This is a genomic window from Sebaldella termitidis ATCC 33386 (assembly GCF_000024405.1).
Classification (GTDB): Bacteria; Fusobacteriota; Fusobacteriia; order Fusobacteriales; family Leptotrichiaceae; genus Sebaldella; species Sebaldella termitidis.
In genome coordinates this window covers 3,111,251-3,124,742 of sequence record NC_013517.1, presented here as the reverse complement: position 1 = coordinate 3,124,742, position 13,492 = coordinate 3,111,251, and the positions used below count along the sequence as shown (strand labels likewise).

The following is a 13,492-nucleotide window of genomic DNA, read 5'->3' as shown; positions in this document are numbered from 1 at the left end:
GCGGATTTTTTTATTGTATATTTTAGAAAAAAAATACACAGTGCTTATAATGTGGTATAATGATTATCATGATATAAAAGGACTTGATATAATTATGAAAAATTATAAATTTTTTCAAAATACAAAATGCGAATATTTTCCATGTCATAAATTAGAAAATGAATCTGAATTTAATTGTCTTTTTTGCTTTTGTCCTTTATATATGCTCGGTGAAGAATGCGGAGGAAATTTTAAGTATTCGGGAAACGGAATAAAATCCTGTGAAGACTGTATTTTACCGCATGTGAAAGATAAAGGATATGAGCATGTTATAAAAAAAATGAAAATAATAATGGAAACGGTAAAAAAGAAATGAGAAATATAATAAAGTTCAGTATTAGCATAAAACAGTAAAATTTTATTTTTTAAAATTCAGGGAGAAAAAAGGAAATTTATGGAAAAATAACAAAGAATTCAAAGATAAAAAAGATATAAATTTATTAATACAGGAAATTATAATAAAAAAAAGTGTTTCAGCAGAATAATAAATTATAGAAAGGGGAAAATATATTATGCCGGAAAAAGATAAAGAAAGTGATATTTTGAAAAAAAATAATGTTAATACTCCTGAGAATGAAGACAGGGAAGAGGAAGCGGCAGAGGAAGAAACAGGACCTGAGCCTTTGGGATGGGATTTTATAGACGGAATTTTCAAAAAAATATATAAAAATACCGAACCGTTGCATTACGGGAATATTTCTCCTTTTGGCGAGAAAAAGTTAAAAGGGATAAGTGTATATGATGTAAAAGGGAAAAATCCCCACTGGCACTTTGTTACATACGGTCTGTCCGAGCTTTATGAAAAAGAGTCTGCTAATCCTGAAAAAAGCGGTTACGGTATTGAGCTTACATTTAGACTGGCCAAGGAAGAAAGCGAAACAGAAGTTCCTAACTGGGCAATTAACTTTTTAAATAATCTGGCAAATTATATATTTAAAACTGGAAATGTCTTTAATGAGGGGCATTATCTTAATACAAACGGACCTATAGCGGCAAACAGCAATACTAATTTAAAGGCAGTGGTTTTTTTCAGGGATGCCGAATTGAATAAAGTATATAAATCTCCTAACGGCAGTCTGAAATTTCTTCAGATAACCGGAATAACACATGATGAGCTGGAGGCTGTAATAGCATGGAATACTGAAAAAGTAACTGAGCTTTTGGGACTTCCGCTTAATATAACTTATCTAAACAGGGATTCCAGAATTACAGAGGAAATTCTGGAAAAGGTAGAACTGGGAATAGAAACAGACGGATCAAGTACCAGATTTTTATATGTGGATAAGGCTGAACTGGAAACTGAATTCAGATATATATTCAGACTGGGTGCTCTGGGAGCAGTCAGCCTGAGCAATTTACTAAGAGGAGTAGTACTGAAAAGCAAGGTTCTTACACTTTATTCAAAATATAAGATAACTTTTCAAATGTCGTTTGAAAACAGGATAGAGGAGAAGGAATACGGCTATGATATTTACTTTACCAAAGAAACAGCAGTGGAAATTGCGGATAAAATAGGACCTAAAGCAGAGATGATTATTCTGGAAAGCTTTGAGGGATTTGATCTAATAATAGAAAAAAGCTATATAAGAGACCGCTACGGGAAAATAGTAGAAGTGGTAGGATAGAAAATAAAAGGGATACAGAGACTGGACCATGGTCTTTTTATTAAAAATAAAGGGGAAATAAAAAGTATATAAGGAATTTCTAAGAGACGGGAAAGATTAAAAAAAGAAAAAAATATTAAAATGTACAGCAGGAGTCTGACTGAGGTTCATATTGCAGTAAAAAAATAATGTATATATAAGAAGGGAAGGAGTAAATATGGAGATAGTAATTTACGGAGCCGGAGTATTGGCGCAGCTGACAAAAGAATCAGTTATTACCTCAGGCAGTAATGTAGCCGGAATGATAGACCCGCTAGGAAATACCGAATATAAGAGTCTGAAGGAATTTGACAAGGATTGTGACATTATTATAGATTTTTCACATTTCAGTTCATTGAATGATATACTTGAGTATGCAGTGAAAAATAAAAAGCCGGTAATCATAGCAACAACAGGACATTCCAAGGAACAGACAGCGTTAATAGAAGAAGCTGCCAAGCATATAGCGGTGCTGAAAGCTACTAATACTTCTTTTGGAGTAACAATGATAAATGAGATACTGTCCTATGCCGCAAAATTACTAAAAGGCTTTGATATCGAGCTGATAGAAAAACATCATAACAGAAAGATAGATTCTCCGAGCGGAACTGCCGGAACTATGCTTGAAGTAATACAGGCAAGTATCGATGAAGACAGAGATTTAGTATATGGAAGAGAAGGGAACAGCAAAAGAACTGCAAAAGAAATAGGAGTTCACTCTGTAAGAGCCGGAAATATAGTAGGAGAGCACACTGTTATATTTTCCAGAGGCGATGAAATAATAGAGATAAAACATGAAGCCCTCTCAAGAAAGATGTTTGCAGACGGAGCAGTAGACGCAGCTTTAAAACTTGTTAATAAAAAAAGTGGTCTGTATTCAATGAAAGATTTACTTATTGTATAAAACTATGATATAATTGAGTGTATTTTTTTTAATGAATATTCAAGGAGGGTAATAATGACAGAACTGGAAAAATCAAAAGCTATTATTAAGTACATCGCTGATTCGAAAAAAATTACGCCGGTTAAACTTTACACAAACAGTGAAATAAAAAATTCATATGACTGTAAAGTTTTTGGTGAAGGGAAATTTAAAGTAATAATAGGCGACTGGGAAATCGTTCAAAAAATAATAGATGAAAATAATATTACAGATTATCATTTAGAAAATGATAGAAGAAATTCAGGAGTACCAATGGCGGATATAAAAAATGTAAATGCCAGAATAGAACCCGGGGCAATAATAAGAGATAAAGTAAGTATAGCAGATAAAGCAGTTATTATGATGGGAGCTGTTATAAATATAGGAGCCGAAATTGGCGAGGGAACTATGATTGATATGAATGCAGTACTTGGTGGAAGAGCAAAAATCGGTAAAAACTGTCATATCGGAGCAGGAACGGTTATAGCAGGTGTAATAGAGCCGCCTTCGGCAGATCCTGTAGTTATAGAGGATAATGTAGTTATAGGTGCGAATGCAGTTGTCCTTGAAGGAGTAAGAGTAGGTCAGGGTTCAGTAGTAGCAGCCGGAGCAGTGGTAACGGAAAATGTTCCTTCAGGAGTGGTAGTAGCTGGAATGCCTGCCAGAGTAATAAAAAATGTAGATGAGAAAACAGCATCTAAAACAGAGATAGTAGAAGAATTGAGAAAATAAAGAGGTATTCTTTATGAAAAAAATATTTTTAATATTATTTACACTGCTGATACTAGGATGCAGCAGTACAAATCCTTATGCAGACATGTATGTAAAGACATCAGAGCCTGATATGGTAAGCAATGATAAATTACCTTTGGCTGATTCGGACATTACCGTTATTAATTCCAAAGATACAAAGGAAGATATGGTGGATGTATACGAAAACGGTTATGAAATGATAGGATATTCTTCTTTTAATACCGGTGATTTATCTGAAAAATATGTAAGAACACAGGCTTTGAATGTAGGCGCGACACTGGTAATATATTCCAAAAAATTCGTATCTCAGGATTCAGAACTGGAACCCGTTTTCTTAAACGGTTTTTGTTACGGAGGATACTATTCAGTGAACTGTACAGGCGCAGACTGGCAGTATGTACTGAAAAGCAGATATGACTATCTTGCCACATTTTGGATAAAAACAAAATTAAGCGGTTTGGGAATATTAGTGCGTGATATAAGTCAGGAAAAGAGAAAAGAGCTCGGGATAAATTACGGAGTAGAGATTCAGGCAATAAGAAAAGATTCAGAAGCCCGTGATGAGCTGGCATTGGGAGATGTTATCATTAAAATCGAAGAAAATGATATTAAAAATAAAGAGGAATATAAAAAAATAACCGATGAAAACAAAGGAAAAAAAATAAAAATAGAAATACTAAGGAAAAACAAAACAATCTCAAAAGAAATTAGTGTATTATAATAATGTAATGACGAAACAATGAAAGGATGATAAAATGAAAAAAATAATTGTAATTCTGACAATTTTAGGAGGAATGCTGGTTTTCGCTGATGCAAAATCGGATTTCGAGGGCGCAATACAAATGATAAGAGATAATAAAGTAACAGATGCAGTAAAAGCATTAGATAAATTATCTAAAGGAAGAGATGCAGACTATGCTACAAAGTCTAATATCGTATTAGGGGATTATTACCTATCTCAAAATGATCTTGTTAAAGGAGAAAGCTATTACAAAAAAGCTTTAGGAGATAAATCGAAAGTAAATCCTGACACTATATCAGCAGCTTTAAAGATTGGAAATTTATATTTATATCAAGGAAAAAATGATCAGGCAGGAGAATATTTCGAATGGGCAAATACTGCTACAGGAGATAAAGAAGTTCGTATACTGGAAGTATTGGGAACATATTACTACAGAATAGATAAAAAAGATCTTGCTGAAAGTAAATTCCTAAAAGGAGCACAGTCAGCACCAAATGATATACCTATCAGATTAACATTAATAGAATTTTATGAGTTAAAAGGTGATACTACAAATGCAAATAAGTATTTCAGAGAAATTCAAAAATTAAATCCTGAATTCAAATATTCAACATTAGGAACTTATTTTGCACAAACTGGAAATAATGACTTAGCTATAAAATATCTTACAAGATCACAGCAAAGTGAAAAAGATCCGTATGCAGACTATGTTCTAGGAGCTATTTATTATAATCAGGGTATGGATGCTGAGAGAAAAGGTGACGCAGCTACAGCTAAATCACTAAAAGATAAAGGTGTAAAATCACTGGAAAGCGCATCTAAAAAAGGTGTAAAAGATGCAACAGATGCATTGGCTGAAATAAAAAATTCAGGTAAATAATATAGAAAAACTGCCGATCTTTTAAGACGGCATTTTTTTTGTGGCAAGATATAATCTACTGGAAAAATAGAGTGTTTTTATGGTATAATAAATTTTAAAAGGAGGTTGGTGCAGTGTAACATTTAAAGGTGCTGCATACGGGGAATAAAGGAATAAAGAAATAACAAAATGGAGGTATGGAAAAAATGGCAAGAAAAAAAGAAGAAGCACCACAGCTAAATGATAAAGAAAAAATTATAGATTTAGCCATGAAACAGATACAAAAAGAGTATGGAGAAGGTTCCATCATGAAGCTTGGTGAAAATCAGAAAATGAATATAAAATCAATATCTACAGGAAGCTTGAATTTAGATATTGCTTTAGGTGTAGGAGGAGTTCCTAGAGGAAGAATAATAGAAATTTATGGTGCGGAATCTTCTGGAAAAACTACTCTTGCTATTCATATAATAGCTGAGGCACAAAAACTGGGAGGAGTAGCAGGCTTTATAGATGCGGAACACGCGCTGGATCCTGTTTATGCTAAAGCTCTGGGAGTAAATATAGACGAGCTTTTGATATCTCAGCCGGACACAGGGGAGCAGGCTTTGGAAATCGCAGATATGCTGGTAAGAAGCGGAGCTCTTGATGTAATAGTAATAGATTCAGTTGCAGCTTTAGTGCCTAAAGCAGAGATAGAAGGGGAGATGGGAGACCAGCAGATGGGACTTCAGGCAAGACTTATGTCAAAGGCCCTCAGAAAATTAACAGGCAGTATCTCAAAATCAAGTACAGTAATGATTTTTATAAACCAGATCAGGGAAAAAATCGGTGGATTTTCATTTGTTCCCGGAGTACAGACAACTACTTCCGGCGGAAGAGCGCTAAAATTCTTCTCTACTGTAAGAATGGAAGTAAAAAGAATAGGCTCTATAAAACAGGGTGATGAAGTAATAGGAAATGAAACTCTTGTAAAAGTAACAAAAAATAAAGTATCTCCTCCATTTAAAGAGGCCAGATTTAATATAATGTATGGAAAAGGAATATCGAAAATAGGTGAAATACTGGATATAGCAATAGATAACGGTATTGTTGCCAAAAGCGGTGCGTGGTTTAGCTATGGTGACGAAAGACTCGGGCAGGGAAGAGTAAATGTTGAAAATTCTCTTGCTGAAAATACAGAACTGCTTGGCAGAATAGAAACAGACGTAATGAAGATTATCAAACCTGCTGTGGAAGAGGAAGAAGAAGTAACAGCCAAGGAAGAAGCAAAAGAAACAAAGCCGGCAAAAGAAACTAAAGCAAAAAAAGAGAAAAAAGATGATGAAAATAAATAAAATTGTAAGAAATAAAATATTTTTATCTAATGAAGAAATTATGGACATTAATTTAGATATAAAAACTAAATATGACCTAAAAGAAGATATGGATATAGAAAGCCTCTATGATGAAATTTCATATGAGGCTTCTCTTGCAAAAGCCTTGTATTATTTATCACTGAGAGACAGAACAGAGGAAGAGCTCAGGATAAAGCTGGGCGGGAAATTCAGAAATGCTTCTTCTATAGACAGAGCAGTGAAAAAAGTCAGAGAAATGGGTTATATTAATGATCATGATTATGCATTTTCCTATATAAAAAATTCCAGATTCGGCGAAAAAAGAGCAGAATTCGAGCTGATGAAAAGAGGGATATCCAAAAAGATTATAAGTGAAGTACTGGCTTTGGGAGAGGGAGTATCTGATTATGATAAATTAAAAAAAGCAATAAAGAAGGTTATGCATAAAACAGATAAGCAGATAATACAATATCTGATAAGACAAGGCTTTGAACTGGAAGATATATTATATGTATTAAGACATGCCAAGGAGGAAAGATGAGAACGCTTTTATACTGTTTAACAATAGTGGGTACATTTCTTTATGGAATGGTATTCAGATATCCGCCTATTTTATTTATGAATTCTGAGCAGAGAAAAAAATATGTAGATAAAGTAGCTATCAGATGGGGAAGGAACTGTATCTGGGCAACAGGCAGTAAGGTAAAACTGATTTATAAAACCAAAGAGGCCGAGACAGCATTAAGTGAAATCATAAAAAATAACGAAGCAATAGTATTGATCTCAAACCATCAGAGTAATCTTGATATTCAGACTCTTCTCGGATATTTTCCAAAGAGCCTTGCATTTATTGCAAAAAAAGAGATGGAAAAATGGCCGTTAATAGGAAGATGGATGAGAGCAATGGGGTGTATTTTTCTGGACAGAAAAAATGCAAGACAGGGTATGAAGGATATGAAGAATGCCATGGATAAAATAAAAAAAGGGTATTCCTATGTAATCTTTCCTGAAGGAGGAAGAACTCCTGACGGAGAAGTAAAAGACTTTAAAAAAGGAAGTTTCAGACTGGCAACAGAGACAGGGGCAAAAATTCTTCCGGTTACAATCAGCGGAACATATAATATACAGAAAAAAGGAAGTCTAAAGGTAACTGCAAATAAAAATGTAAAGATAATAGTAGATGAACCTGTTGATTTATCAAAGCTTACAAGACCGGAAATCAAAGAACTGGACAATAAAGTAAGGGATATAATCGTAAATAATCTTAAAGAAAGTATGTAACAAAGGAATTTTATGTAAAAGGAGAAAAAAATGAAAATATTTCTTGCTACGAAAAATACAGGAAAGATAAATGAGTTTAAAAGACTTGTTGACGGAAAAAACATAGAGGTACTGTCTATTCTGGACAGTGAAGATATACCGGAAGTGGAAGAGGACGGGGAAACATTTGAGGAAAATTCACAGAAAAAAGCTGTAGAAATAGCTAAATATCTGAATATGTATACAATTTCAGATGATTCAGGGCTTTGTGTAAATTATCTGGACGGAGCTCCGGGAGTATACTCTGCAAGATATTCCGGCGAAAATGCCGATGATTCCAAAAATATGGATAAGCTTCTAAAAGATTTGGAAGGGGTAAATGAGAGAGCTGCAAAATTCGTTTCAGTAGTTTCGCTTGCAAGACCTGACGGAAGTGTATATTCATACAGGGGAGAAGCTGACGGGGAAATAATGCATGAAAGACACGGGACAAACGGATTTGGTTATGATCCTATATTTTTTTCGCATGAATTAAATAAATGCTTTGGAGAGGCAAGTCCTGAAGAGAAGAAATCAGTAAGCCACAGAGCAAAAGCATTTGAAAAGCTAATGAAAGATATAGACAGTATAATAAAATAAAATTTTAACCTGCAGCTGCATATTTCCAGCAGAAATTTTTTTAACCGAATATTATCTGTTATTATAGATGTACATAAATAAAAATCTTTTTTTATAATCATATGATTATTTTAAAAAGATTTTTTTGTTTCTTTCTTGACATATTAAGAAAATATAAAGTATACTAAAGAGATAATACTATTTGAAAGGAGAAAGTCTGCATGAATTATGATTTTGACAAAAGGATAGATAGAAAAGACAATAATGCAGTAAAATGGGAAAAATGTAATGAAAAAAACCTGCTGCCTATGTGGGTTGCGGATATGGACTTTGAAACAGCACCGGAAATACTTGAAGCAATGCAGAAAAAATTAGATCAGAAAATATTCGGTTATACGAGCAGGCCTGCTTCATATTATGAAAGTGCTGTTAATTGGACAAAAGAAATACACGGCTTTGATATGAAAGCAGAAAAATTAGAGCATTCACCAGGAGTGGTTCCCAGTTTATCAATGCTGATAAGGCTTTTAACTGATCCGGGAGACAAAGTTATAGTTCAGACTCCGGTCTATCCGCCGTTTTTCAGAGTGGTCGAAAAGAACAACAGAAAGCTTTTAATAAATAACTTAATAGAAGAAAATGGTATTTATACAATTGATTTTCAGGATTTTGAAGAAAAAGCAAAAGATGAAAAGGCAAAATTTTTCATATTATGTAATCCTCATAATCCAGTAGGAAGGGTTTGGAAAAAAGAAGAACTGGAAAGATTAGTTGATATATGTCTGAGAAATAATGTAAGAATACTCTCGGATGATATCTGGCGGGATCTAACATATAAGGGACATAAATATACTCCTATAAGTTCTCTGTCAAAAGAGGCTGAAGATATCACCATAACATGTTTTTCTGCAACTAAAACTTTTAATATTGCAGGTTTGCAAGGATCATTTGTATATTTTCCGCGTCATGAAGAACAACAGAAATTTAACAGCGAGCTGGAGATTTTAGGTATAAGGGAGAATACACCTTTTAATCTTGTGGCTATAGAAACAGCTTTCAGGAAAGGAAAAAACTGGTATTATGCACTTCTTGAATATTTGGAGAAAAATATTGATTTTACAGAAGAATATATCAGAAAAAATCTTCCTGAGGTTAGTTTCCGAAGACCGGAAGGAACTTATTTATTATGGCTTGATTTTCGTAAATTAAACATTACAAAGAACCAGCTTGAAGATCTTGTGAAAAACAAAGCCGGGGTAATTTTAAATTCAGGCTGCACATTTAGTGAAGACTGCGGACTTTTTCAGAGAATTAATATAGCCTGTCCCAGATATCTTCTGGAGGAAGGCTTGGAAAGACTGACAAAAATAGTAAAAAAGTAAAGGAGAAAATAAGGGAGTTATGGAACACATATTTAAAGTAATAAACGATTTTTTTGAATTTATAGTACCAATATCAGATTTTTTATGGGATTTTCCCACGAATATTGAATTTTACAGTAACATACCGATTTTGGGAAAATTTTCTTTTGCACTGATACTTTTGGTAGGAACTGGAATTTTCTTTTCAGTTAAGACAAAATTCGTGCAGATAACAAAATTTAAAACAGGACTGAAGATATTAATAAAGAAAAAGACTTCGGATATAGGAGTAAGCCCGCTGGCTTCATTCCTTTTGAGTTCTGCTACAAGAGTGGGACCTGGAAATATAATGGGTGTTACCGGTGCTATTTCTGTGGGAGGTCCGGGGGCAGTATTCTGGATGTGGGTATCTGCATTTTTCGGAATGGCTACGGCTTTTGCAGAATCTGTTTTGGCACAGGTTTTCAAAGAACAGGATGGGGATAACTATATAGGAGGTCTACCTTTTTACGGGAAAAAAATACTAGGTAATAAAAGAGCTGCAGGTATACTGCTTTCTGTATGTTTTATCCTGTATGCACTGTTTACACTTCCGGGGCAGACCTTTCACCTGTTTACGGCACTTGGATCTGTGGCAGAAGTAATAGGAGGAGTGAAGTATGAGAGAACATCTTCTGTTTATTATATAATAGCAGCAGTGATATTTTTCTCGGTTTTGTTCACTACAATAGGCGGAATAAGAAGAGTTACCAAAGTAACAGATGTACTGGTTCCTATTATGGCTGTTATCTATATGCTGATTGTATTATTTATAATTTGTATAAATTTAAAGCTGATTCCTTACTTTTTTACGGAAGTAATCAGAGGGGCATTTTCTCCAAGGGCAATATTTGGCGGTGCTTTCGGAGTAGCGTTGGCACAGGGGATAAAAAGAGGACTCATGTCAAATGAAGCAGGACAGGGAACAATTACAATGGCTGCTGCAGTAGCAGATAATGAACACCCGTGTGAACAGGGATTCGTACAGTCAATAGGGGTTTTTCTTGATACAATAGTGATTTGTACTCTTACAGGTTTTGTAGTTGTACTGGCACATTTATGGAGTAATGGTGCAAGCGGTGTAGAATGGGAGGCAATAAAAAATTCAAAGCTGGATGTTTATCTGAATTCTATACAGTATCTGATTCCCGGACAAAGCCTTGATGCAGTAATTAAGTGTATAGTTTCTTTATGCTATGGATTATTTGCTTTTACGACATTGATAGGATTAATATTATTCACGGAAATTTCGGGAAGCTTTATCAGTACAAATAAACATTTCATATTTTTCCTCAGATTGCTGGGAGCAGTTTTATTTGTCCCATTTGGTGAGCTTACGGTGCTTTCGGGACTGGAGCTTGGGAATTTATGGTATATTTCTGATTTTATAAATATCATGATAGTTTATGCCAATGTACCGGTAATTTTACTTGGAACAGGAATCGTAACCAAAACTCTGGATCATTATATCAGGACAAACGGAAAAAAATTTATTTCAAAGGAAATCGGAATTGATACAGAAGTCTGGAAATAATTATATCTATTTTTTTCTGATTATGCTATAATACTTTTTGCAGGTAGTAGTCAGTATTTCACGGCTATAAAAGTACAGCGTGTACTTTATAAATGGTTGTATCCTTAGGGATACAACCTTTTTATTTTATCTGATCTTTATTCTTGCTATTTAAATATATTTTTTATATGTTGATTATTTCCGAAAAGAAATTATGAATAATTGAAGAAAATTGTTTTTTCACTAAGGCTTGTGATCTGAAAACCATTTCTGTTAAATATTTTTACAGCTTTTCTTATTTCAAATTCTTTATCCAGAAAATTCATATTGAATCCCTTAGAACTGTTACTTTATAATTCATTCAAAAAAGCTTCCCCGGAAAAGCCGGAAACCTTTGATATTTTATCTTTGTCAATCTGGTAAACAAGAATAGTAAAATTCATTTTTTGTTCTGTTTCATGGTCTGAAGTAACTGTTATAAATGAAGTGTCATTTATCCAGCTGACAAGTTCAATGTTTCCGGAAGGCCCTATATAAAAAACAGGAGCACTTTTTTTATTTTTTGTGTCATATAAAAATAATGCAGTGTCGGCATCTCTGAGTTCCTCACCGCTGTCACTTATCTCAAGACCATATGAATATGGATCAAGTATCATATTCTTATCAGGAGAGAAAATATATTTATCTTCAAATCTGCTGTCGTAAATAAATTTGTCTTCCATTGTAATAGTATCTTTTAATTCTGAATCATCAAGCTTTCGAAATACAATTTTATCTTTTCCTGTTTTTTGCAAAAGATTTTTGTACCATGAGCTGTCCTCAATAAAAGACTTGTAGATTTTATAATCATCCAGCGTAGGTCTGTTATCTGTATCTTTATAGCAGGAAAACAGTAATGTCATTGATAAGACCAGTAAAAGATATGAAATTTTTTTCATGAAAAATCACCTTCCTGTATTAATTTGTTAATTTGGATCAGCGCTTCGTCAAATGACCTGCGCGGTATATTAAAACTGTTAAGAGACTGTAATAACTGCTTGCTGTTATAATAACCTATGTGCAGTATATCGCCGAGTTTTTCTCTTCTCAGTTTTGAGTCTTTTCCATAACAGAGATTATTATTTATAAGATCGTCAAATGTATAAGAATTCGGTTCTTTTGTATCATGGAAAATTATTTTAGTCTTCTTTAAAGCTTCGATTATAGCAGCAGTATCTGCATTTTCCACACCGATATTATTATTTTTAGTTCCTTCTTTTCTTGAAATAAAAGCATGTTTTGCGTCTGGGATATGTACTTTTATAAGATTTCTGATTTTTTTTCCTGCAAAATCAGGATCAGTCAAAATAATAATATCATTGGTAAGAGATATCTGTTTCAGCTTTTCAATAGTTTTTTTCTTAAAGGAAGAATAACCGTGAACAGCAATAACATGAGCATCTACAGCCTGCTTTACAGCTGCTATGTCATCTTTTCCTTCTACTACTATAATTTCTTTTATTTTAGGTTTCATTATATTCCTTTCTGAAAAAATGTCCTGAGCAGTTTAAATTTAGAATAATTAAATAATATCAGTGAACTTTTATCAAAGACAGATATCAGACCCAGTATAAATCTCTATATTATTCTACACTATTTTCAATAAATATGCGAATAAATAAAAAAAGGAAAATTTTATATCTATATTAAAATAAGGGTTTCTCTTAAATATTATTTTTTTGAAAGATATTGAAATTTTTTATACATTATAGTATAAATAGTTTATAATATTAAAATGAGGTGTTTTATGAAGAAATTTTATGTTTATTTTTTATTTTTTTGCATGCTGATGGCAACTCCAAGTGATTTTACCAGCGTGAGCGAAGTATTTATGGGGTCGGAAGAAGGAAAATATTATACAGTGATATCCGAAATATTAAATCCCGGCAGCTATTATGTGTATAAGAAAAATACTTATCTTGCAGCGTATAAGGATGATAACAGTCTAATATATAAAAGAATTCTAAAGCAGGAAGATATGGTTCTTGATGATGATGCCAAAGAAAGTAAAAACTCTGTCAGAAAATTGAGAAATAAAGGTGTTTTGGAAAATCTGCTTAAAAAGGATATAGATTTATCAATAACTTACTTTGGAAATAATAGTGAGTATGAAATGAGAGATGACGGAATATATGAAAATTTTCCTGAAGAAGACAAGGAATCAGTAAAAATTTTTTCAAAAGAAGAAATTGATAAGAAGATAAAAGAAATATGCAATAAAAATTATTGCGGTGAAAATATAGATTATAACAATGAGGAGCTGGAAATAACAGCGGGGTATTATAACAGACGAAGCAGTTTTTACATAATAAAAACTGATTTTGATATTGTAAGTATTAATTTTATAATGAGAAAAAACAGATAGTTATA

15 protein-coding genes are annotated in these 13,492 nt (G+C 33.1%); 13 read left to right on the top strand and 2 right to left on the bottom strand.

Annotated features, from left to right (window positions below; genetic code table 11):
* Nucleotides 1-13: 13 nt before the first annotated feature.
* From STERM_RS14665 to STERM_RS14610, 12 genes are all read left to right on the top strand, one after another.
* The gene (locus tag STERM_RS14665; RefSeq protein WP_244407179.1) at nucleotides 14-355 is read left to right on the top strand and encodes a cysteine-rich small domain-containing protein; all 342 of its coding nucleotides are present in this window, start codon (nucleotides 14-16) and stop codon (nucleotides 353-355) included.
* Between the two features lie 196 nt (nucleotides 356-551).
* Nucleotides 552-1,664 carry a suppressor of fused domain protein gene (locus STERM_RS14660; RefSeq protein ID WP_012862403.1) on the top strand — a complete coding sequence of 371 codons (1,113 nt, stop codon included), beginning with the start codon at nucleotides 552-554 and terminating at the stop codon, nucleotides 1,662-1,664.
* Between the two features lie 196 nt (nucleotides 1,665-1,860).
* Nucleotides 1,861-2,586, top strand: coding sequence for a 4-hydroxy-tetrahydrodipicolinate reductase (gene dapB, locus STERM_RS14655; RefSeq protein ID WP_012862402.1), 726 nt, complete (start codon nucleotides 1,861-1,863; stop codon nucleotides 2,584-2,586).
* 54 nt (nucleotides 2,587-2,640) lie between these two features.
* Nucleotides 2,641-3,336 carry a 2,3,4,5-tetrahydropyridine-2,6-dicarboxylate N-acetyltransferase gene (gene dapD, locus STERM_RS14650; RefSeq protein WP_012862401.1) on the top strand — a complete coding sequence of 232 codons (696 nt, stop codon included), beginning with the start codon at nucleotides 2,641-2,643 and terminating at the stop codon, nucleotides 3,334-3,336.
* 13 nt (nucleotides 3,337-3,349) lie between these two features.
* Nucleotides 3,350-4,078, top strand: a complete 729-nt coding sequence (locus STERM_RS14645; RefSeq protein ID WP_012862400.1) for a PDZ domain-containing protein — start codon at nucleotides 3,350-3,352, stop codon at nucleotides 4,076-4,078.
* A 34-nt stretch (nucleotides 4,079-4,112) separates the two neighbouring features.
* A complete protein-coding gene (locus tag STERM_RS14640) occupies nucleotides 4,113-4,979 on the top strand; it encodes a tetratricopeptide repeat protein (RefSeq protein ID WP_012862399.1) in 867 nt (288 codons plus the stop codon).
* A 185-nt stretch (nucleotides 4,980-5,164) separates the two neighbouring features.
* Nucleotides 5,165-6,292, top strand: coding sequence for a recombinase RecA (recA, locus tag STERM_RS14635; RefSeq protein ID WP_012862398.1), 1,128 nt, complete (start codon nucleotides 5,165-5,167; stop codon nucleotides 6,290-6,292).
* A complete protein-coding gene (locus tag STERM_RS14630; RefSeq protein ID WP_081439644.1) occupies nucleotides 6,276-6,833 on the top strand; it encodes a regulatory protein RecX in 558 nt (185 codons plus the stop codon). Before recA ends, STERM_RS14630 begins: the two co-directional genes overlap by 17 nt.
* Complete coding sequence (locus STERM_RS14625) at nucleotides 6,830-7,573, top strand: lysophospholipid acyltransferase family protein (RefSeq protein WP_012862396.1); 744 nt, start codon at nucleotides 6,830-6,832, stop codon at nucleotides 7,571-7,573. The genes STERM_RS14630 and STERM_RS14625 overlap by 4 nt, the downstream gene beginning before the upstream one ends.
* A gap of 30 nt (nucleotides 7,574-7,603) precedes the next feature.
* A complete protein-coding gene (locus STERM_RS14620; protein WP_012862395.1) occupies nucleotides 7,604-8,191 on the top strand; it encodes an XTP/dITP diphosphatase in 588 nt (195 codons plus the stop codon).
* 200 nt (nucleotides 8,192-8,391) lie between these two features.
* Entirely contained in the window at nucleotides 8,392-9,552 is a 1,161-nt protein-coding gene (locus STERM_RS14615) for a MalY/PatB family protein (protein WP_012862394.1), read from the top strand.
* A 19-nt stretch (nucleotides 9,553-9,571) separates the two neighbouring features.
* Nucleotides 9,572-11,104 (top strand): alanine/glycine:cation symporter family protein, encoded by a 1,533-nt coding sequence (locus STERM_RS14610; RefSeq protein WP_012862393.1) that lies wholly within the window; start codon nucleotides 9,572-9,574, stop codon nucleotides 11,102-11,104.
* A gap of 329 nt (nucleotides 11,105-11,433) precedes the next feature.
* Here STERM_RS14610 and STERM_RS14605 read toward each other — a convergent pair whose 3' ends face one another.
* Together STERM_RS14605 and rnmV are read right to left on the bottom strand one after the other, a co-directional pair.
* Entirely contained in the window at nucleotides 11,434-12,021 is a 588-nt protein-coding gene (locus STERM_RS14605; RefSeq protein ID WP_012862391.1) for a hypothetical protein, read from the bottom strand.
* Nucleotides 12,018-12,596, bottom strand: a complete 579-nt coding sequence (gene rnmV, locus STERM_RS14600) for a ribonuclease M5 (RefSeq protein ID WP_012862390.1) — start codon at nucleotides 12,594-12,596, stop codon at nucleotides 12,018-12,020. The genes STERM_RS14605 and rnmV overlap by 4 nt, the downstream gene beginning before the upstream one ends.
* Nucleotides 12,597-12,869: 273 nt before the next feature.
* On the opposite strand from rnmV, the gene STERM_RS14595 reads away from it, so the two are divergent.
* Entirely contained in the window at nucleotides 12,870-13,487 is a 618-nt protein-coding gene (locus STERM_RS14595; protein ID WP_012862389.1) for a hypothetical protein, read from the top strand.
* The last annotated feature ends 5 nt before the right edge of the window (nucleotides 13,488-13,492 follow it).